At 33.3% G+C, this 21,065-nt stretch carries 15 protein-coding genes and 1 tRNA gene; all 16 read left to right on the top strand.

All coding sequences use genetic code 11. The annotated features are described in order from the left end of the window. The first annotated feature begins 586 nt into the window (after nucleotides 1-586). The 16 genes from dnaA (at nucleotide 587) to AC6F8J_RS00005 (ending at nucleotide 20,771) form a co-directional block, all read left to right on the top strand. Nucleotides 587-1,945 carry a chromosomal replication initiator protein DnaA gene (dnaA, locus tag AC6F8J_RS00080; protein WP_500720178.1) on the top strand — a complete coding sequence of 453 codons (1,359 nt, stop codon included), beginning with the start codon at nucleotides 587-589 and terminating at the stop codon, nucleotides 1,943-1,945. A gap of 281 nt (nucleotides 1,946-2,226) precedes the next feature. Beyond that, nucleotides 2,227-3,333, top strand: a complete 1,107-nt coding sequence (gene dnaN, locus AC6F8J_RS00075; RefSeq protein WP_500720177.1) for a DNA polymerase III subunit beta — start codon at nucleotides 2,227-2,229, stop codon at nucleotides 3,331-3,333. A 4-nt stretch (nucleotides 3,334-3,337) separates the two neighbouring features. Then, nucleotides 3,338-3,565: an RNA-binding S4 domain-containing protein gene (locus AC6F8J_RS00070; protein WP_500720175.1), complete on the top strand. Its 228-nt coding sequence runs from the start codon at nucleotides 3,338-3,340 to the stop codon at nucleotides 3,563-3,565. Between the two features lie 21 nt (nucleotides 3,566-3,586). Next, the gene (gene recF / locus AC6F8J_RS00065) at nucleotides 3,587-4,687 is read left to right on the top strand and encodes a DNA replication/repair protein RecF (RefSeq protein ID WP_500720173.1); all 1,101 of its coding nucleotides are present in this window, start codon (nucleotides 3,587-3,589) and stop codon (nucleotides 4,685-4,687) included. A 67-nt stretch (nucleotides 4,688-4,754) separates the two neighbouring features. Continuing rightward, nucleotides 4,755-6,653 carry a DNA topoisomerase (ATP-hydrolyzing) subunit B gene (gene gyrB / locus AC6F8J_RS00060; protein ID WP_500720231.1) on the top strand — a complete coding sequence of 633 codons (1,899 nt, stop codon included), beginning with the start codon at nucleotides 4,755-4,757 and terminating at the stop codon, nucleotides 6,651-6,653. 120 nt (nucleotides 6,654-6,773) lie between these two features. Further along, on the top strand, nucleotides 6,774-9,299 hold the full coding sequence (gene gyrA, locus AC6F8J_RS00055) for a DNA gyrase subunit A (RefSeq protein ID WP_500720172.1): 2,526 nt from the start codon (nucleotides 6,774-6,776) through the stop codon (nucleotides 9,297-9,299). 334 nt (nucleotides 9,300-9,633) lie between these two features. Then, nucleotides 9,634-10,986, top strand: coding sequence for an S-layer homology domain-containing protein (locus AC6F8J_RS00050; RefSeq protein WP_500720170.1), 1,353 nt, complete (start codon nucleotides 9,634-9,636; stop codon nucleotides 10,984-10,986). Nucleotides 10,987-11,133: 147 nt separating this feature from the next. Then, on the top strand, nucleotides 11,134-11,976 hold the full coding sequence (locus tag AC6F8J_RS00045; protein ID WP_500720169.1) for a fumarate hydratase: 843 nt from the start codon (nucleotides 11,134-11,136) through the stop codon (nucleotides 11,974-11,976). An 8-nt stretch (nucleotides 11,977-11,984) separates the two neighbouring features. Continuing rightward, the gene (locus AC6F8J_RS00040; protein WP_500720168.1) at nucleotides 11,985-12,545 is read left to right on the top strand and encodes a Fe-S-containing hydro-lyase; all 561 of its coding nucleotides are present in this window, start codon (nucleotides 11,985-11,987) and stop codon (nucleotides 12,543-12,545) included. Nucleotides 12,546-12,919: 374 nt separating this feature from the next. Beyond that, nucleotides 12,920-14,020 (top strand): BMP family ABC transporter substrate-binding protein, encoded by a 1,101-nt coding sequence (locus AC6F8J_RS00035; protein ID WP_500720166.1) that lies wholly within the window; start codon nucleotides 12,920-12,922, stop codon nucleotides 14,018-14,020. A gap of 170 nt (nucleotides 14,021-14,190) precedes the next feature. Then, the gene (locus AC6F8J_RS00030; RefSeq protein WP_500720164.1) at nucleotides 14,191-15,714 is read left to right on the top strand and encodes a YjjI family glycine radical enzyme; all 1,524 of its coding nucleotides are present in this window, start codon (nucleotides 14,191-14,193) and stop codon (nucleotides 15,712-15,714) included. Then, entirely contained in the window at nucleotides 15,711-16,553 is an 843-nt protein-coding gene (locus tag AC6F8J_RS00025) for a YjjW family glycine radical enzyme activase (protein ID WP_500720163.1), read from the top strand. Before AC6F8J_RS00030 ends, AC6F8J_RS00025 begins: the two co-directional genes overlap by 4 nt. 113 nt (nucleotides 16,554-16,666) lie before the next feature. Further along, a complete protein-coding gene (locus AC6F8J_RS00020; RefSeq protein WP_500720161.1) occupies nucleotides 16,667-18,193 on the top strand; it encodes an ATP-binding cassette domain-containing protein in 1,527 nt (508 codons plus the stop codon). A gap of 3 nt (nucleotides 18,194-18,196) precedes the next feature. Continuing rightward, nucleotides 18,197-19,297 (top strand): ABC transporter permease subunit, encoded by a 1,101-nt coding sequence (locus AC6F8J_RS00015; RefSeq protein ID WP_500720160.1) that lies wholly within the window; start codon nucleotides 18,197-18,199, stop codon nucleotides 19,295-19,297. A gap of 1 nt (nucleotide 19,298) precedes the next feature. Then, a complete protein-coding gene (locus tag AC6F8J_RS00010; protein WP_500720159.1) occupies nucleotides 19,299-20,246 on the top strand; it encodes an ABC transporter permease subunit in 948 nt (315 codons plus the stop codon). A 437-nt stretch (nucleotides 20,247-20,683) separates the two neighbouring features. Continuing rightward, nucleotides 20,684-20,771 (top strand) — tRNA-Ser (locus tag AC6F8J_RS00005). The last annotated feature ends 294 nt before the right edge of the window (nucleotides 20,772-21,065 follow it).

The raw sequence follows: 21,065 nt of genomic DNA, 5'->3' as shown, positions 1-21,065 counted from the left end.
TTTTTATATCTTTCATACACATTATAAATCTTTTTTAAGCAAAAACTTCAATTGAAATCCTTCTATTGATAGAGTATTATATATAATAGACTTCGTTTCTTTAAATAGGTCTTTTATAATATGTTTCAACTTTCCCTTATATTTTATTTCTAATCAAACAACTTGGTATAATTTAATGCGTTTGAAAGTTGGATGTTTTACCAGTATGTAAAAGAACTTCCTATTATAAGTTATTAACAGTTATATAACAATACACATTTATACGTATTGAATACTTGGTTAGAATTTTATTATCATGTTAATGGATGTATCCGTTAACATGATAATACTAATATCTCAAGTTATATATCTGTTATTAAATATATATGGTTAAAGGGTCAAAACTAAGTTTCACTAAATTCGCCTACCATATGTAGATTACGTTGATACATTCATAACTACATATGGTAGGTGAAAGTTCAACTATATAGTTTTGACGCCTTAACCATATATTGAGATAATAAAGCCTACTATGGTTAAAAGGTCAAAACCTAATTTTGAGACCTTAATCCTACTACTATACTATAATACAAAAGGGGGTATTTTAATGGATCATCCAATTATCAACAAGTGGGATGACATAAAAAATCTTTTAAGGTACGAATCGGATATATCCATTATATCTTACAAAACGTTTTTGGAAAAACTTGAACCCGTTAAAGTAATGGGTGATTTGATTATTCTAGAAGCAGATGATCAAATGGCCAAAAATGTTATTGAAAAGAAATACTATAAATCCATTCAAATCGCTATTAACGAAGTCATGGGAAAAATCTATGATATACAATTTGTTCTACCTAATCAAAATTTAGATTTTGATATTAAATCAAATTCAAACAACAATTTTATTGGTTTTTCTAATAACAATACCAATGATCAAAGAAATTTAAATGCCAGATATACTTTTGACACTTTTGTTGTAGGCAACAATAATAAATTTGCACATGCAGCTTCTTTAGCAGTTGCAGAATCACCTGCTGAGGCCTATAATCCACTTTTTATTTATGGTGGTGTTGGATTAGGAAAAACACATTTAATGCATTCCATAGCTCATTTCATACTAGATGATGATTCTAAAGCCAATGTTCTTTATGTTTCATCTGAAAAATTCACCAATGAACTTATTAACTCTATTCGAGATGATAAAAATGAAGAGTTTAGAAAAAAATATCGTAATATTGATGTCCTTCTAGTAGACGATATACAGTTCATTGCAGGAAAAGAAAGAACACAAGAAGAGTTTTTCCATACTTTTAACACCCTATATGAAGCAAAAAAACAAATTATTATATGTTCTGATCGACCACCAAAAGAAATCGAAACCTTAGAAGAACGATTAAGATCAAGATTTGAATGGGGCTTAATTGCAGATATACAAGCACCTGATTTTGAAACTAGGGTGGCTATTTTAAGGAAAAAAGCTCAAATTGAAAATTTAGATCTTCCAGATGATGTCATGCAATACGTAGCAAACAATGTTAAGTCTAATATTAGGGAACTTGAAGGTGCTGTTAATAAGATTTTGGCTTATTCTAGGCTTCTTTTACCAAAAGAAATAACAAAGGAAATGGCTGAAGCAGCTTTAAAAGACTTAATTTCGCCACAAGAAGACACAAAAATAACATTCAAACTTATTCTAGAAATCGTATCTGAGCACTATAATGTAACACCTGCAGATATAATATCCAAAAAACGACCTAGAGAAATTGCCTATCCGAGACAGATTGTTATGTATCTATGTCGTAAATTAACAGATATGTCACTACCAAAAGTTGGTGAAGAAATTGGAAGAAGAGATCATACAACTGTACTTCATGGTTATGAAAAAATAAAAACAGAACTCGTCACAGATATGACTCTAAAAAATACAATAGATATACTGACAAAAAAAATAACAGGTAAATAATAAATAAGACATCAAAAAGATAGTATTAAACTTACACCATTTAAAGCTGTGTATAACCTTTCATAAACTCTCGTATTGACTGTTAATAGTTATATTAGAACTATGACCATGTGGATTAAAATGAATAACTTTTTTATCTATTAACAGGGTTATTAGACTCTAAGAAACCTTACCTGCTTATGGCTAGAACACTTATACACATATTCACATCCCTTACTACTATCATTACTATAAAAAATCATATATTTTATCTTTTGCACAGGAGAGGAGTTTATCACATTATGAAAATTAATTGTCATAAAAATGACTTGCTTAATGGCGTCAATACTTCCCTTAAAGCTATTTCAACTCGAACAACTTTGCCCATTCTTCAATGTATACTTCTTCAAGCAACACAAAATGAATTTAAGCTTATTAGCAATGATTTAGAAATTGGTATTGAAAGTCATGTAAATGCGCATATAATTGAATCAGGAAGTGTGGCCATTGATGCACGAATATTCTCGGAAATAGTAAAAAAACTACCGGATGCTATGGTAGATATAACGGTAGATGAAAGCAATATGACGACTATTGTTTGTCAAAAATCCATATTTAATATACCAGGCCAATCTGGTACAGAATTTATTCAATTGCCTCAAGTAACTAAATATACAAGTATTTCCATTAAGCAAAGTGTTTTGAAGGATATGATTCATCAAACCTTGTTTAGTATTGCTATAAAAGAAATTAAGCCTATTTTGACAGGTGAGTTGATAGAAATCAAAGATAAGGCCCTTAGTATAATATCTATGGATGGCTATAGAATTTCTATTAGAAAAGTAGCTTTTACGGATGAGTTTGATTATACTGCTGTCGTTGTTCCTGGTAAAACTTTAAGTGAAATAAGTAAAATACTATCAAGTGATGAAGCTGATATGCTATCGATCTATTTTACGGATAAACATGTTTTGTTTGAGCTTGAAGAGAGTATTGTTGTGTCTAGATTGCTTGAAGGAGAGTATCCTAAGTATGCAAATATATTTTCAGGTGATTATGAAACACTGATTACAGTGAATCGTAAAGAATTAATGATGAGTATTGAAAGAGCAGCTTTAATAGCAAAGGAAAGTAAAAAAAGTCCAGTGAAATTTGAAATAAAAGAGGATATATTATTAATTACTTCTAATACGGAACTTGGTAATGTACATGAAGAACTAATGATTGTAAGAGAAGGTCAGCCTATTGATATCGCTTTTAATCCTAAGTATCTTTTGGATGCGTTGAAGGCTATTGAAGATGAAGAAATATGCATGCAGTTTACAAATGCATTGAATCCTTGTATTGTTAGACAAATTGAAGGTGAAGATTACAAATACTTAATATTGCCAATTAGATTGAATGGGTGATGATATGAAAGAAATTATAATTAATACGGAATTTATTAAATTGGGTGCATTATTAAAGTTGGCAGGTATTGCTGATTCAGGTGTTCATGCAAAAATAATGATTCTAAATGGAGAAGTAAAGTATAACGGACAAATAGAATATCAAAGAGGAAAAAAAGTAAGAGATGGTGATAAAATTGAAGTATCTGGTTTTGATTTAATTATTGTCAAATATGTTGTTGATAAAATATGATACCTTCATGAGGTGAACTTCATGTACATAAGACACTTGGAATTGAATAACTACAGGAATTATCAGGAAGCTGCTATTGATTTTAATCCAGGTATTAATATATTTTATGGTGATAATGCTCAAGGAAAGACAAATCTTATAGAGGCAATCTATTTGTGCGCAACTTCCAAGTCTCATCGATTAAGTAAAGATAAAGAATTAATTCGGATTAATGAAAAAGATGCTCATGTCTATATGGTTTTTGAAAAAAATGATATAATTGAAACCATAGATGTGCATTTAAAGAAAATCGGTAAAAAAAGTATAGCCGTTAACAAAAATCCTATTAAGAAACTTAATGAGTTATTTGGATTAATTAATATCATCATGTTTTCTCCTGAAGATTTAGGTTTAATAAAAAATGGACCAAAAGATAGAAGACGGTTTATTGATCTTGAGTTAAGTCAACTTAAACCATTATATATGTATTATTTAAGTCATTATCATAAAGTATTAAAGCAAAGAAATCAGTTATTGAAAAACAGCCATAATAGATCAGATATGCAAAATCTCTTGGATGTGTGGGATGATCAGTTGGTGAAGTATGGCACAACTATTATTGAAATGCGAAAAAATTTCATTGAGGATCTAAGACCAATATTGTATGAAAAACATTTACATTTATCAGGAAATAAAGAAACCATTGAAATGATATATGAAAATGATGTCAGTGTAGAAGATTTTAAGAAAAAATTGGCAGATGCAAGAACCGGTGATTTAAAAAAAGGAACAACGACAGTTGGTCCTCACAGAGATGATGTTCGCTTTGATATTAATAATACAGATATTAGAATTTATGGATCACAAGGGCAGCAAAGAACAGCAGCACTGGCTCTAAAATTATCTGAAATAGAGTTAATTAAAAAACAAGTTAATCATGCACCTATACTCTTACTTGATGATGTTTTATCCGAATTGGATTATCAAAGACAGCATTATTTAATTGAGCATTTAAAGGATATTCAAACTTTTATCACATGTACAGGTATTGATGATTTTATTAAAAATGAGTTAAGTGGCTATCATATATATAAAGTAAAAGATGCAAAAGTAATAAATGAGTCGGATTTGCATAAGTCTTAAGACTCATATATAATTAATTAGATGTGCATTTTTTCTGTTGCACGAATTTAGGAGGTCATTCATGAACATAAATCAAGAATATGATGCTACACAGATACAAATACTTGAAGGTTTAGAAGCAGTAAGAAAACGCCCGGGTATGTATATTGGTAGCACGTCATCAAGAGGTTTGCACCATTTGGTGTATGAAATAGTTGATAATGCAGTAGATGAAGCTTTAGCAGATCGATGTGATAAAATTGATGTGGTCATACACAAAGATAATTCCATATCTGTACTTGATAATGGTGAAGGTATTCCAACAGGTATGCACGAAAAAGGTGTATCCGCTGTTGAAGTTGTTTTTACTGTTCTTCATGCAGGTGGAAAATTTGGTGGTGGTAGTTATAAGGTTTCAGGTGGTCTGCATGGTGTTGGTGCATCGGTAGTCAATGCTTTGTCTGAATGGTTAGAAGTTACCGTTTATCAAAAAGGAGAAATTTATTCACAAAGATTTGAACGTGGTGAAGTTATTACGCCTTTGACTGTAATAGGCACCACAAAAAAACATGGTACTTATATTCATTTCAAACCGGATAATAAAATATTCGAAGAATTGGTTTATGATTTTGATACCCTTAAACAAAGAATTCAAGAAATGGCTTTTTTAACAAAAGGTCTAAAAATTAGTATAGAAGATCTTCGAGAAGGTGAAGAAAAAAAACAAGAATTCCATTATGAAGGTGGTATAAAAGAATTTGTAGCTTATAGAAATCGTCATAAAAATAAACTTTATGAAGAAATAATATATGCTGAAGGAACCGTAGAAGATGTTTATGTGGAAGTTGCTTTTCAGCATAATGATTCTTATGTTGAAAATATATTTAGTTTTGTTAATAATATTAATACCCCTGAAGGTGGTACGCATTTAACCGGTTTTAGAAATGCTTTAACTAAGACTATGAATGATTATGCTCGAAACAATAAAATGCTGAAAGATAATGAAAAAAATCTATCTGGAGAAGACATTAGAGAAGGTATAACATGTGTCATCAGTATAAAAGTAATCGACCCTCAGTTTGAAGGACAAACAAAACAAAAACTGGGCAATAGTGAAGCTAGGACTGCGGTTAATGACGTTTTATCAGAAAAATTAACATATTTTCTTGAACAAAATCCTCATGTAGCAAAAATAATTTTGGAAAAATCTATATTAGCAAATAGAGCAAGAGAAGCTGCAAGAAAAGCTAGGGATTTGACTAGAAGAAAGACAGCACTTGAGAATACTTCTCTCCCTGGTAAGCTAGCAGATTGTTCAGATAAGGATCCAAGAAACTGTGAAATATATATTGTCGAAGGTGATTCAGCTGGTGGATCAGCAAAATCAGCAAGATCTAGACAAACTCAAGCTATCTTGCCTCTTAGAGGAAAGATATTGAATGTTGAAAAAGCCAGACTAGATAAGATATTGGTAAACAATGAGATTAGAGCTATGATTACTGCTTTTGGTACAGGTATATCTGAAGAATTTAACTTAGATAAGTTAAGGTACCATAAGATTATAATTATGACAGACGCAGATGTAGATGGTGCACATATACGTACTTTATTATTGACTTTTTTCTATAGATATATGCCTGAATTGATTGAAACAGGAAAAGTATATATTGCACAACCACCTTTGTATAAAGTAACAAAAAATAAAAAAGGACAATATGTTTATAATGATCGTGCCCTTGAAAGACTATTAGATGAAGTGGGTAGGGAGGGTATCGTACTTCAACGTTATAAAGGTTTGGGTGAAATGGATGCAAACCAATTATGGGATACGACCATGGATCCAGATAACAGAATACTACTTAGGGTCGATATAGATGATGCAGCAACGGCTGACGAGATTTTTACAACATTAATGGGTGATAAAGTTGAACCTAGAAGAGCATTTATTGAAAGTCATGCAAAGCATGTAAAAAACTTAGATATATAAAGCATGATTGGTTGAAGGATCAAAACAAAGTTTAATAATATTCATATACAATATATTGTTTTAACACCTTAATCATGATAAAAGTGTTTATAATAGAAACCAGTTATGGAGGAAACATGAATGGATGATAACAATCAAATTGATAAAATCATATCAGTAGATCTTCAAGATGAAATGAAAAAGTCATATATTGACTATGCTATGAGTGTTATTGCATCAAGAGCATTACCGGATGTTAGAGATGGTTTAAAACCAGTACAGCGACGTATCTTATACTCTATGAGTGAGTTAAATCTTTCACCCGATAAACCTTATAGAAAATCCGCACGTATTGTTGGTGATACAATGGGTAAGTATCACCCTCATGGAGACAGTTCCATATATGAGACCATGGTTAGAATGGCTCAAGATTTTTCATATAGATATATGCTCGTAGATGGTCATGGTAATTATGGATCAGTCGATGGTGATAGTGCAGCAGCAATGCGTTACACTGAAGCAAAAATGAGTAGAATTGCCATGGAATTGTTAGCGGATATTGGTAAGGACACAGTAGACTTTGGTCCAAACTTCGATGAATCTTTAAAACAACCTTTGGTATTACCAGCTAGGTTTCCTAATCTATTGGTTAATGGTGTATCAGGAATAGCCGTTGGTATGGCAACCAACATACCACCTCATAACCTTGGTGAAGTTATAAACGGCGTAACAAGGATTATTGACAATAGAGTCATAGAAGACAGAGATACGGATATCGACGAGATATTAGAAGTCATAAAAGGACCGGATTTTCCAACTTCAGGTATTATACTGGGTACCCAAGGCATTGAACAAGCTTATAGAACCGGACGTGGCATTGTCAAGGTTAGAGCTGTAGCTAATATTGAAGCTATGTCTGGTGGAAAAAATAGAATAGTTATTACAGAGCTCCCTTATCAAGTCAATAAAGCGAAACTTATTGAAAAGATTGCCGATCTTGTAAAAGAAAAAAAAATAGAAGGAATATCGGATTTAAGAGATGAGTCTGACAGAAACGGTATGCATGTTGTTGTCGAATTAAAAAGAGATGCAAATGCAAATGTCGTATTAAATCAATTGTATAAACATACACAATTGCAGGATTCTTTTGGGATTAATATGTTGGCATTGGTAAATAACGAACCAAAAGTGCTTAATCTAAAAGAGGTGCTTGAGCATTACTTAAATCATCAAGTAGATGTTATAACGAGAAGAACCAAGTATGATCTAAAGAAAGCGGAAGAGCGTGCTCATATACTTGAAGGATTGCTTAAAGCCCTTGACTTTATTGATGAGGTAATTAAGGTGATTCGAGCATCTAATTCAACTGCTGATGCAAAATTAAATCTAATGGAAAGATTTGGGTTTTCAGAAATACAGTCTCAAGCTATTGTTGATTTACGACTTAGAGCTTTGACCGGTTTAGAACGAGAAAAACTCGAAAGTGAGTTTAATGAGCTTCAAGAAACCATTAAAGAATTAAAAGCTTTACTTGCAGATGAAAAATTATTGTATCAAAAGATTAAAGAAGAAATTTTGATTATAAAAGAAAAATATGATGATCCAAGAAGAACGGAGTTAACCTATGACTCCTCTGAAATAGATATGGAAGATCTTATAAAAAAGGAAAATACAGTTATAACCATGACTCGTCTTGGTTATGTAAAACGTATGCCAGCAGATACTTATAAAAGCCAAAAGCGTGGTGGCAAAGGTATAAAAGGTATGAAAACCATGGAAGATGACTTTGTAAAGGATATTTTCCTTACATCTACCCATCATTATTTGCTATTTTTTACGGATAAAGGTAAAGCATACCGATTGAAGGCATACGAAATACCAGAGTCTGGTAGAACAGCAAGAGGTACAGCTATTGTAAATCTATTACAACTTGATCCAGGTGAAAAAATTACGGCCGTCATTCCATTGAAATCGTATAAAGAAGACACTTATATAGTAATGGCAACAAAAAAAGGTGTTATAAAAAAATCTTCAATCATGGAGTATCAGAATATTAGACAAAATGGATTAATAGCAATAGGACTTAAGGATGAAGATAATCTGATTGAAGTTAAACTGACCAATGACCAAGAAGAAATCATTCTAGGAACAAAATATGGACAGTGTATTCGATTTGATGAAAAGGATGTACGTATAACTGGAAGAACATCTCAAGGTGTCAGGGGTATGAATTTAAATGAAGGTGATGAAGTCATAGGTATGCAACTAATATCTCAAGGAACTGATTTACTTATTGTATCTGAAGGCGGACTAGGTAAGAGAACTAAAATGGAACAGTTTACTGTTCAACATAGAGGCGGTAAAGGTGTTAAGTTCTATAAAATCAGTGAACGTTCTGGCAATGTTTTGGGTATGAAAGCGGTTAGAAAAGGTGATGAAATGATTATTATCACCACTGAAGGTATTGTCATTAGAATTCGAGTCAGTGATGTTTCAAGACTTGGAAGAATAACCTCAGGTGTTAAATTGATGAATTTCAAAAAAGATATTCGTATAGCAAGCATTGCAAGAATTAAAGTCGTGATTGATGAGGAACTCAAAAACGATTTTAGTGAAGCAGATATAATTGAATCAGAAATAGTTGAAGAAAATATCACAGATCATTAAAATTTGGAGTAAAACTGCATTCCATTATAGTTTTCTATAATGGAATGTTTTTTGATTCTCTAGGAAAGTCATACTCTAGCATTCAGATTTAAAACATAGCTGAATGCGTCAAGGTCCTTTCATATCGAACCCTTCAGAAATATGAGCAGAGCTCATAACGAAGCGAAGCTTCTTTTCTTCTATTAACGCTATGGTTAAGGATCATAACTAAACTCCACAAAATCCACATCTAACTTGACGCATATCTTTAATATCATTGTAATGAGGCTGACATTATCATTTGATATAATGGTAGTAAGTAAGACTATATTTTGAGATAGGAGATGGCAAAATCATGAAGCGATTTATAGTATGGATGCTAATAATACTTATAGCTATGAACTCGAGAGTATATGCAAGCAGCATAGAAAATCTGTTAAGAAATGATGCAGATGAGATTGAAAGAACCGTTAATGCCATCAATATATCAAGGGAAAACATGTCTTTAAGACCTTTAAGAGTTAATAATATTCTAAAAGAAATGGCTTTGACACATTCAAAATATATGAATCATAATAAAACTTTAACCAGTATGGAACAAGGAGGAAAGTTATATTTTAGAGGTCGATACCCATGGGACAGAGCTAATTATTATAAATACAATAAAACATATGTTTATGAATTTGTAAAAAAAGATCTAAATAATTATATGGAAGGCTATAATCAACTTATAAATGATCCTTTGACAAGAATTGTACTATTGGATAATCAATATTTAGATATAGGTATGAATAAAGAAAACAATTACTTTACATATATAGTAGGTGGTAGCGTGCGTACAGAAGAACAATTAGTTATCTACCCATATGATGGATTAAAAAACGTACCCATAAAATGGCTAGGAGATTCTCATGCACTGCTTTACAAGAATACCACAACGAATGGAAGCTATGGTATGCCGGTTACAGTGACATATTATGGGAATCCGATAGCAAAAGTAACCTCATTAAAAAGTACCATTGTTAGAAAAGATAATGGTAAGGCAGTGAATCATAGAGTAGTATTACCGACAGACTTTCATCAATTAAATAATAGCATAACATTACTCCCTCTAGAATCCTATGGTCAAAATACAACCTATCAAGTAAAAGTGAGCTTAATCTTACGATTGGAAAATGGATCTTTAAAGTATGTTAACGAAACAGTTGAATTTACAACAACAAGCAATGTCGTAAAAACAACAGATAGCAGATATATGACTAGGGCCCTTTTTGTTGAAAAAGTATTAAAAAATCAACATTTAGGTTTTACATTACAGGAACCATTAAAGCTTGAATTTAAAGATGTTAATATCAAATCAACTGAAAGTATATATATTTATACAGCTAGTCAAGAAAACTTGATTTCTGGTTTTCCGGACCAGACGTTTAGACCTTTAATAAATATTACAAAAGAACAAGCATACACCATACTTATAAAGGCATATGAAAAAAAATTCCCCAAGATTTCATTAAATAGTCAGGATCAATTAAATCAATATCTAGACCATGCAAATACGAGTAGTTGGGCCAGAGAATCCTTATTAAAAGCACAACAACTTGGTATATTGATACATACAAATAAAAAGATAGAACCACAAGCATATATAAAAGAAAATGAATTCGATCAAATAATGGCATTATTTAGTAAAGTTTTAAAAGAAAAGTAAAATAAAAAACGTAATCTGATTATAGATTGCGTTTTTTATTTGACCGGGTTATGATTTGCATCTAAAATAGGAATAAGTAACGATACAGTGTGGCTAAATAAAACATCAAGAGAAGTGGAACAAGAAAATATTGTCAAGGAGAGTAGTATGAGAAAAATAAATGTAGATGTGGTAAGAGAAACAGTAAAAAAATTATGTATGGAAGCAAATTACTATTGTAATAATGACATAATAGATGCTCTCAAAAAAAGTAAAAAAAATGAGACATCATCAATAGGTTCAAGTATATTGGATCAAATTCTAGAAAATGCGGATATCGCGAATAAGAAAAAAACGCCAATATGCCAAGATACAGGTATGGCCATAGTATTCTTGACTATCGGTCAAGAGATATACTTTGAAGGTGGGTTAATAGAAAAAGCTGTACAAGAAGGTGTTAGACAGGGATATAAAGAAGGTTTTCTTAGAAAATCTATTGTTAGGGATCCATTTGATAGAGTGAACACTGGGGATAATACACCTGCCATCATTTATTATGATATCGTAGAAGGTAATAAGTTGACCATAGAAGTAGCACCAAAAGGATTCGGAAGTGAGAATATGAGCCGAATTCATATGCTAAAACCTTCAGATGGCATTGAAGGTGCTAAAGAAGCAATTATTTCAACGGTAGACTTGGCAGGAGGAAATGCATGCCCACCTATGGTTATTGGAGTAGGTATTGGTGGATCTTTTGAAAAAGCAGCATTTCTTTCAAAAAAAGCTTTACTTAGGGATGTGGGTGAACATTCAGCCATTCCCTATGTCAAAGATTTGGAAATCGAACTATTAGAAAGAATCAATCAATTAGGAATTGGACCACAAGGACTTGGTGGTCGAACAACCGCTCTTGGGATTCATATAGAAGTATTTCCAACACATATTGCCGGTCTTCCTGTTGCGGTTAATATTGGTTGTCATGTAACACGTCATGCTAAAAAAATCATATAGGAGGCTCTATGAGAAAGAAAATAACAACGCCGTTAAATAAAGAAAAAATAATAGAATTAAGTGCAGGCGATGAAGTATTATTATCGGGAGAAGTTTATACATCAAGGGATGCAGGGCATAAAAGAATGATTGAGCAAATGGAAAGAGGCGAAAATTTGCCTTTTGATATAAAAGATGCCATTATTTACTACGTAGGGCCATCTCCAAATAAGCCTGGTGAGATTATAGGTTCGGCCGGTCCAACCACCAGCTATCGTATGGACGCGTATACGCCAAAGTTGCTAGATTCTGGACTTAGTGGTATGATTGGTAAAGGAGATAGAAATGAGGCGGTTATTTCAGCAATGATTAGAAATAAAGCCATTTACTTTGCGGCAGTTGGGGGTGCGGCAGCGTTAATTGCGGACAAAATAGTATCTTCAGAAATCATTGCCTATGATGACTTGGGAACAGAAGCATTAAGAAGACTTATTGTTAAAGATTTCCCATGTATTGTCGTTATTGATAGTGAAGGTCATAATTTATATAAGTCAGAAAAAGAAAAGTATAGAATAACAAATATGAACTAAGTAATTAAATAATTACATGCATAGGACATATTATGTTGTATCAACTTACAAGTTAAATTATACTAATACTAGACGTTTCTTAGAATCAATTGTAGGAAACATTTACAAATATTTAATATAATGGTTGGTTAAGGCGTCAAAACTATATAGTTGAACTTTCACATACAGTGTATGCAAATATAGTGAAACTTAGTTTTGACCCTTTAACCATAAAATGCAATGATTTTGAAGAATAAATATGTGTTCCAATTATATAGCCAAGTTAAATATGTATCTTCGAAAAGACATTCAGATATAAATAAGTCTTTGAAAGTTCATAATCGGTTTGGTTATATATGTAAAATAAAATGCACTTAAAAAAAGGGAGGTCAATTATGTTTAAGAAATTATTAACAATCGTTTTAGCTCTAACAATGATATTGTCATTGGCTCTTGTTTCAGGTTGCGCAAAAGATGAGCCAGAGGTTACCAGTGATCCGGTGACTGAAGCACCAGAAGAAACCCTAGAAGAAGAACCTGTAGAGACTATAGATTTTACAGTAGGGCTTGTAACAGACGTTGGTGGTATTGATGACAAATCATTTAACCAAGGAACTTGGGAAGGTATCCTAGAATTTGCAAATGCAACAGGTGCTCAAACAAAATATCTTCAATCCGATTCGGATGCAGATTATATTCCTAATCTTTCAAACTTCTCAGACGAAGAGTTGGACATTATCATAGCGCCAGGTTTCTTATTTGAAGCAGCTTTAACAGAAGTTGCAACGAATTTTCCAGATCAAAAATACCTAATTATTGATATGGTAATTGGTGACAAAGATAATGTTGCCAGTGCGGTATTTGCTGAAGCACAAGGCTCATTTCTTGTTGGTGTTGCAGCGGCACTAAAAGCTCAAGAAGCTGGAAAAGACACTGTAGGCTTTATTGGTGGAATGGACTTTGATCTTATTCAAAGATTCGAAGCTGGTTTTGAAGCTGGTGTAGAAGCCGTTGATCCTAATATGACTGTTTTGGTTGAGTACGCTGGTGACTTTTCAAATGCTCCAATAGGACAAACATTAGCAGCAAAAATGTATGATCAAGGAGCTTATGTTATATTCCACGCAGCTGGTGGTACTGGAAATGGCCTTATAAAAGAAGCTAGAGACCGTCGTACAAATGGAGACGATGTTTGGGCGATTGGTGTTGATAAAGACCAATATGAAGATGGTATCTATGAAGGCGATATGTCAGCTGTATTAACATCTATGATGAAACGTGTTGACGTAGCAGCACGTGATGTAGCTGAAATGACTTATAATGGTGAGTTCCCAGGTGGCGGAATTCTTGTATTTGACTTGTCGAATCAAGGTGTTGGTATACCAGAATCCAATCCAAACTTATCAGATGCGATTGTTGAAGAAGTTAAAGCATATGAAAGTAAAGTTGTTGCTGGCGAAGTTGAAGTATCAGTAGTACCAAATCGTTTAAAATAGTTTATTTTCTTAAACAAAGCCAAGACGATTTAGTCTTGGCTTTTTATCTTCAATCATCATGCTGTGTGGCATGATGACCATTGTTACTTAGAAATCTAGGTGGTGATGGTCATTATACTATTGTAACTATCCAAAAAATAGATTAATTCTAAAGATGACGAGGTGAAAAAATGAGATCTGTCTTAAATGATTTTGCATTAACAGCATCTGCAACCAATATGACTTATCAACAAAAACTTTTTTCAATGGCAAATATTGGAGAAAGACTTATTGATCCGAGAGAGTCATTAGGTTACACAGATGAAGAGATGAAGTATATTGAAAATGACATGATTTGTGATTTAAATGAAGGCTATTTACCTTATAGACCGAGATACATCGTACCTGACTATGATATATTTGTAAAAAATGGCTGTGAATTCTTAGACATTAAACCTCCAATAGACTTAGATCAACTACTAGATGGGCTTTTGATATTATATAGTCATGTACCATCCATCACATCATTTCCTGTGTATATAGGTAGATTGGATCAACTCATAGATCCTTTTATTCGTGATGAGGCCTCTGACTACATTAAAATAAAAAGATTTTTAAATCACATCGATAAAACAATTGTCGATTCTTTTTGTCATGGGAACATTGGTCCACATGAGACTAGAGCGGGTCACTTAATATTAAAAGCGGTAATTGAGTTACAGAACCCAACGCCTAATTTGACCTTACTATATGATGCAGCATTAACATCAAAAGATTTTGCCTTAGAAGCATTAAGGACATGTTTGCTTGCTGCAAAACCATCTTTCAGCAATCAAGTTATGTATCAAAAAGATGTCGGTAACCATGGAATTGTTAGTTGTTATAATGCATTGCCATTAGGGGGTGGTGCTTATACACTCTTAAGACTAAGACTTGGTACAATGGTTAAGAAAGCAACTTCAATAGAACATTTTATGGAATCAATATTGCCTATAGTTGCTCGGAATATGGCAACTATGATGGACAAGCGTGTCAAATATATGGTAGAGCAAAGTCATTTTTTTGAAACATCTTTTTTAATTAAAGAAGGTTTTATAAGTCAAGATAATTTTACAGCTATGTTTGGTATTGTAGGCTTAGCAGACGCAGTTAATCATTTATTAAAGTTAGAAAAGATAGAAGAAACATTTGGCCAATCAGATTTAGGTGATGAAATAGGCCATAAAATTTTATCGACACTTGAGCATATTGTAAGTCAGCATGAAGCGCCCTATCTTCAAAGAACCGATGGCCATTATCTACTTCATGCACAAGTTGGCGCGGACTTAAGTCCAGAAGATAAAGATAACACACCGGCACATCGTGTTAAAGTAGGTCAAGAACCTATATTGCCCCTTCACTTAACTCAATCGGCAACCTTCCATAAGTATTTTAAAGCAGGAACAGGTGACTTATTTGCATTCGACCAAACTTATCTAGATCATTTAGAAGCCCTTCTTGATATTATTCAGGGTTCATTTTCAGAAGGCTATCGTTATATTACGACTTATTTACAGAACTCTGATTTGATTAGAGTAACGGGATATTTGGTAAAGCGTAGTGATGTTGAGCGGTTCAATAATAATGAAGTTGTTTTAAGAGATACGGATATATTCGGTAGTGGTACCAATAATAATGCAAATGTATTTAATAGACAAACGAGGACTTTCGAGTGAATCAGAAGATTTTAGTGAATCAGATTATCCCATTTTCGAATGTAGATGGAGAAGGTAACCGATGTAGTATTTTTGTTCAAGGGTGTCAGCTAAATTGCCTCTATTGCCATAACAGTGAAACGATTCAAAAATGTAGGCATTGTGGCATTTGTGTTGAACACTGTCCAAGTAAAGCTTTAAGTATTGAGTCAGGATTAGTTCTATATAAAGAGAAATTATGTACAAAATGTGATAAGTGTATAATGATATGCCCATATCAATCAACTCCAAAAGCAAAGGAATATACCTTAGACGATTTAATGGTTTTAATAAAGAGTTATCGTCCATATATAAGAGGTGTAACTTTGTCTGGAGGTGAGCCTACCTTATATACTGATTTTTTAACGGGTTTATGTAAAAAAATAAGATCTCTCGGGTTAACCGTATATATTGACTCTAATGGCTTCTTTGATTTTGAAGCGACGTTACCTTTGATCAATAATATTGACGGTTTTTTATTGGATATCAAAGCGGTCGATAACATTGAACAACTATGTGGTGTAAAGGGTCAGACTCATTTGATAAACCTAGAAAAGTTACTTGAAATAGATAAAGTCATTGAAGTTAGGACGGTTCTTCTAAATAAGCACATGGATCAAATTAATACACTAAATAAGGTGGTTGATCGATTAAAGGGATATAATCATGTATCTTATAGACTAATAAGAGCCCATGTCACAGGATTAAAAAAGGCACAAGCGGCATTAATCGGTGATGCTATCATGAAAGATGAGGAATTTCTAGCGTATGGCACTTATTTGAGTCAAAAAGGGTTCCATAACTTTAAGTTACAGAGTTAATAGTGAAGGGATTACGGTATTATCAGTCATAATGGTAAAGGTATCAAAAATCAGTTTTGACCCTTTAACCACCTTATAATATAAGTTATTAAAAATTAGACAGGAGAAGTGTTATGGAATACGTAGTTGAAATGCTGAATATCACTAAAGAATTTCCAGGCATAAAAGCAAACGATGATGTAACCTTACGGGTCGAAAAGGGAGAAATTCACGCGTTGCTGGGAGAAAATGGTGCGGGAAAATCAACCTTAATGAGTGTCTTGTTTGGATTATATCAGGCAGAAAAAGGAACAATTAAAATTCACGGTAAAGAAGTTGATATCAGCAATCCAAACGTGGCAAATAAAAATGGCATTGGTATGGTACATCAACATTTTAAGCTTGTCCACAATTTTACAGTTACAGAAAATATTATTTTAGGCTTAGAGCCTACTAAATCTTTTAGGCGTATAGATATTGAAAAAGCTGCTAACAAAGTATTGGAAATCAGTCAAAAGTATGGCTTAAAAGTAGACCCTCATTCAAAAATTGAGGACATTACTGTTGGTATGCAACAAAGGGTAGAAATACTAAAAATGCTCTATAGAAATGCAGAAATATTAATTTTCGATGAACCTACGGCGGTATTAACACCTCAAGAGATCAAAGAGTTAATGGGTATTATGCGTGAGTTGGTTAAAGAAGGAAAATCTATTGTACTCATCACTCATAAGTTAAAAGAAATATCTATGGTAGCTGACCATTGTACAGTATTAAGGAGAGGTCGATATATTGGAACTGTTAAAGTATCAGAGACTACTGAAGAACAGATGGCTGAGATGATGGTAGGTCGTGAAGTTAGTTTTGAAGTAGATAAAGAACCTGCTACGCCTTCAGATATTGTGTTAAAAATTGAAAATCTAAATATAAAAAATTCCAGAAATCTTATGGCGGTTAAAAATCTTAATCTTGAAGTAAAAGCCGGAGAAATACTATGTGTGGCAGGTATTGATGGGAATGGCCAATCAGAATTAATTAAGGGTATAACAGGGCTAGAAAAGATTGAATCGGGCAAGATATTATTTGACGGAGAGGATATATCTTCCGATTCTATTAGAAAGAGAACCCTAAAAGGCATTGGACACATTCCTGAAGACCGACATAAATATGGACTGGTTTTAGATTTCTCCTTAGAAAAAAATATGGCTCTTCAAAGTTATTTTCAAGAACCGTTGTCAAAGAAAGGTATTTTGCAACCAGAGGCTATACGAAAGCATTCAGACTTTTTAATTGAAGAATTCGACATAAGAAGTGGACAAGGCAGTGTTACAAGTGCAAGATCCATGTCTGGAGGTAATCAGCAAAAAGCCATTATCGCTAGAGAAGTAGAACGTTCTCCAAGGCTATTAATAGCAGCGCAACCAACTAGAGGGTTAGATGTAGGTGCAATAGAATATATTCATCAACGTCTGGTTAGGGAACGAGATGGTGGAAAAGCAGTTTTACTCATGTCTTTAGAGATGGAAGAAGTATTGAATCTTTCTGACCGTATTGCGGTAATATATGAGGGCGAGATTGTCGGCATCGTTGATGCAAATAAAACAAATGAGAACGAGCTTGGTTTGATGATGGCCGGTTCAAGAAAGGGGAAAGTTGATTAGATTATGAAGAAATTTATCGATTTCATCACAAATGAGAAGAATCATAAGTTTGTCATTCCTGCGATTGCTATTTTTTTAGGTTTCTTTGTAGGATCAATTATCCTAATCCTAACAGGACAAAATCCAATCAAATTATTCACTTCTTTAATTAGAGGTGTTCTTGGGATTGATATTAGCCGTATTGGAAGTGGAAGAAGTATTTTTAATTCTAGATATGTTGGAGAGTATTTTGTGTCAGCGATGCCTATTATACTAACGGGTTTATCTGTAGCATTTGCGTTTAGAACAGGCTTGTTCAACATTGGTGCAGAAGGACAACTTTTAGTTGGTTCTTTTGCCTCAGTGGCAGTAGGTGTGACCTTAGACCTTCCAGGTTTTATATTATTACCAGTGGTTATACTTTCTGGTACCTTAGCGGGTGCCATATGGGGATTTGTACCAGGTATACTTAAGGCCAAATTCAACGTACATGAGGTTGTTGTCACCATTATGATGAATTACACAGCATTGTATTTAACCAATTATTACTTAAAACAATTACCAGGTAGTGATAATGTAAAATCCGTGTCACTACCTGCAGGCGCAACCTTAAAAAGTGATTTTCTAGTTGAAATGACCAATAGATCCAGGTTACATTGGGGCTTTATCCTCATAATTATAGCTATTTTCATATTCTGGTATATTATTGAAAAGACAACCTTTGGTTATGAACTAAAAGCTGTAGGATATAACCCTCATGCAGCTAAATATGCTGGGATGAAGGTGGAACGCAATGCAGCCTTGTCTATGGCCATTGCAGGAGCTTTTTCCGGCTTAGCCGGAACTGTTATTGCAATTGGTACTTTTGGTTACGGTCGAGTACTTGGAAGCTTTGAAAATTATGGTTTTGAAGGTATAGCCGTCGCACTTGTTGGTGGGAACACTGCCTTAGGTTCTCTGTTTGGTGGTTTACTTTTTGGGTCACTAAACGCTGCTCAACCGGTTATGCAATCCAGTGGTATACCTAGAGATATTGCCATAATTATCAGTTCTACAATTATATTGTTTGTAGCGATGCAAAATGGTATAAAAATTATTCTAAAACGTATAAAGGGGGCAAAGTAAAATGGATATACTTTACTCGATGTTAGCTTTGACGTTAATTTATTCAACACCGATTATTATCACAGCGATTGGTGGTATGTTTTCAGAACGTAGCGGTGTTGTAAATATTGCCCTTGAAGGTATGATGATGATTGGTGGTTTTACTGCCGCAACGACCATTGTATTTCTAGAAGGAACAACCAGTTTTGCACCATGGATATCCTTGCTGATTGGTGCATTGGCTGGAGGGTTTATATCTGTTATACATGCTTATTTGAGTATACATTTAAGCAGTGATCAGGTCATATCTGGTACTGCCATTAATATACTTGCAGGTGGTTTAACCATTTACTTATCACAAATTATTTTTGGACAACAAAGAACACAAACCTTTAGACAAGGTTTTGTTAAAAGAACATATAGTGAATTAAGTGAGATTCCAATTATTGGAAAAATCTTCTTTACCAATATGTATCCAACTGTATTTTTGGCATTGGCTTTGGTTTTAATTAGTTGGTATGTGCTCTATAAAACCCCTTTTGGACTTAGACTAAGAGCAACAGGTGAACATCCTCATGCTGTTGATAGTATGGGTATCAGTGTCTATAAGATGCGTTATATTGGTGTTATACTATCTGGATGTCTTGCTGGACTGGGTGGTGGGGTTATGGTATTAACTCAAGATACTCAGTTTACAATCATGAGTATTCATGGTACTGGATTTATTGCTCTTGCAGCTTTAATTTTTGGTAAGTGGAAACCGCTAGGTCTTTTAGGTGCAAGTTTATTTTTTGGATTCTCGCAGATTCTTAGCATTTATTCAACCAGTATTGGCTTCTTGTCAAAATTACCAATGGAATATTTTAAATCATTGCCTTATATTCTAACTGTTATTGCACTGGTCGTATTTAGTAATAAGGCAGTTGGTCCTAAAGCCGCAGGGGAACCTTATGACAAAGGTCAACGATAGAACCAATTAATTATAAGGTTAAGGCGTCAAAACTATATAGTTGAACTTTCACATACCATATATAGTTACGAATATATTAACCTAATCTATGTATGGTATGTGAATTTAGTGAAACTTAGTTAGACCCTTTAACCATTATAATGAAGAAAAACTAGAAAAGAAGATGTCGCTTCTAATTGACATCTTCTTTTCTTCTATATATAGTACATTTATCTAGTGTTTCCTACCATATATAGATATACGTTTAGAAGATGAAAAAGCCTTGTATTATAGGATTTTGGAAGTACTTTTATAAAAGTAAAAAACTTGGTAAAATGTATTGACATGCGTCCTTTGCTTTAGTATAATTACTTTTGCGCCTGTAAAACATAGCGTTTATTATAATTAAATACTTCAAGTAGATTATGAATTTATGCTTGAAAAAGATAATTCAGTTTGGAGAAGTACTCAAGTGGCTGAAGAGGTGCCCCTGCTAAGGGTATAGATCGTTTACGCGGTGCGAGGGTTCAAATCCCTCCTTCTCCGTTTATTGTTTTTATATGGCTAAAAAATAAGCTAAAAACAACAATAAAATAATTAAAAATCTTGTTGACTTAGGTAGTCATACATGATATAATTCTCTCTGTTGCCCCAAGAGGTAACGAAGTAGAAAGCAAGAAGTGAAGCCTTATAGACAGAGGGCTGTAAAAGACCTGAACATTGAAAACTGAACAGTAAACCAACCTATCAAAAAGTAATTTAAAACGGACGCTATGTAATTCATTATGTAGCAAAAGCAAGCTTGGTTTTTTAGTAACAAGAGCGCAAGCTCAAGTCAAA

This window comes from Petrocella sp. (assembly GCF_059865615.1).
This window is presented reverse-complemented; position numbering and strand designations above follow the sequence as displayed.

Bases quoted from the DNA above. Each gene is read 5' to 3' on its own strand.
- dnaA (WP_500720178.1), top strand. From the start codon at position 587: ATGGATCATCCAATTATCAACAAGTGGGATGACATAAAAAATCTTTTA.
- dnaN (WP_500720177.1), top strand. From the start codon at position 2,227: ATGAAAATTAATTGTCATAAAAATGACTTGCTTAATGGCGTCAATACT.
- AC6F8J_RS00070 (WP_500720175.1), top strand. From the start codon at position 3,338: ATGAAAGAAATTATAATTAATACGGAATTTATTAAATTGGGTGCATTA.
- recF (WP_500720173.1), top strand. From the start codon at position 3,587: ATGTACATAAGACACTTGGAATTGAATAACTACAGGAATTATCAGGAA.
- gyrA (WP_500720172.1), top strand. From the start codon at position 6,774: ATGGATGATAACAATCAAATTGATAAAATCATATCAGTAGATCTTCAA.
- AC6F8J_RS00050 (WP_500720170.1), top strand. From the start codon at position 9,634: ATGAAGCGATTTATAGTATGGATGCTAATAATACTTATAGCTATGAAC.
- AC6F8J_RS00045 (WP_500720169.1), top strand. From the start codon at position 11,134: ATGAGAAAAATAAATGTAGATGTGGTAAGAGAAACAGTAAAAAAATTA.
- AC6F8J_RS00040 (WP_500720168.1), top strand. From the start codon at position 11,985: ATGAGAAAGAAAATAACAACGCCGTTAAATAAAGAAAAAATAATAGAA.
- AC6F8J_RS00035 (WP_500720166.1), top strand. From the start codon at position 12,920: ATGTTTAAGAAATTATTAACAATCGTTTTAGCTCTAACAATGATATTG.
- AC6F8J_RS00030 (WP_500720164.1), top strand. From the start codon at position 14,191: ATGAGATCTGTCTTAAATGATTTTGCATTAACAGCATCTGCAACCAAT.
- AC6F8J_RS00020 (WP_500720161.1), top strand. From the start codon at position 16,667: ATGGAATACGTAGTTGAAATGCTGAATATCACTAAAGAATTTCCAGGC.
- AC6F8J_RS00015 (WP_500720160.1), top strand. From the start codon at position 18,197: ATGAAGAAATTTATCGATTTCATCACAAATGAGAAGAATCATAAGTTT.
- AC6F8J_RS00010 (WP_500720159.1), top strand. From the start codon at position 19,299: ATGGATATACTTTACTCGATGTTAGCTTTGACGTTAATTTATTCAACA.